The 911-nt window shown below is 68.8% G+C and carries 1 protein-coding gene; it reads right to left on the bottom strand.

From position 1 onward, the window contains the following. Nucleotides 1–75: 75 nt before the first annotated feature. On the bottom strand, nucleotides 76–911 hold an 836-nt coding region (locus tag VTU_RS33725), incomplete at its 5' end, for a choice-of-anchor U domain-containing protein (RefSeq protein ID WP_010106816.1).

Genomic DNA, 911 nt, shown 5'->3' with positions numbered 1-911 from the left:
CGAAGGCATCATTTCGTGCTGCCATTAACGCCCCCCGTGACCCCTCTTGAGGGAGATGGGCCCGGGGGGCTGGCCTCAGAACCAGAACCCGTCATGCACCACTGACGCCTGCCCGGTGACGGACAGCGGCATCTTCGCTGCGGCACCGGAGGCGGTGACGGCACCGTCGGCCGTGCTATCGGCGTCGAACGGCCCGCCATCCTTGATCTGGAAGTCCAGCCGCAGCCGCCCGCCTTCGTTCACCATCTTGCCGCCGTAAGGGCTGCTCGCCAGGTTCACCCAGGTGCCGGTGGTGCCGTCCTGCACCCAGTAACCGTTGGCGCCGATCTTCGGGTCCACGTACAGGCTGAAGGTCTCGCTGCTGCCGGCGGCATCCAGCGTGGCCTTGAAACTCGTCAGCGCGATCGGTGTCTCCAGCGCCCGGGGCATCTGGGTCGGGGTCGCCTTTTGCACCAGGCTGGTAATGCGGGCGGTGCTGCTGGCGGTGACCTTGCCATCCTGGCTATCGACCACCAAGGTGACCGAGGTGCTGGAACTGCTGCTTGTCGTGGCGCTGTACGAGGCGACTGCGGCCTGTGTCCTGTCCTGGACGTTGTCTCCGTTGCCGTCGCCGACGGCGGCACCAGCGGGGCCGATGGCCAGGTTTTCCTGGGCGTCGGGCACACCGTCGCTGTCCGTATCCGGCTCCTTGTGGGGGGTTGGGGCGGGCGCGGGGGATCCGCCACCGCCAGAGGATCCACCGGATGAAGGGGGTGCGGCGGGCGGCGCAGGTGCGGCAGGTGGAGGCGCGACGGGCGCCGGCGTGTTGTTCGTCACCGCGGTGGCAGCAAAGCTGGCCGCGTCGTTGCCGGCGGCGTCCTGTATGGCGTTGGCGTCGTTGCCGGTCGTGGGGTCGGCGTAGGCGACGGTGA

Source organism: Verminephrobacter aporrectodeae subsp. tuberculatae At4, assembly GCF_000193225.1.
GTDB lineage: Bacteria > Pseudomonadota > Gammaproteobacteria > Burkholderiales > Burkholderiaceae_C > Acidovorax > Acidovorax aporrectodeae.
This window is presented reverse-complemented; position numbering and strand designations above follow the sequence as displayed.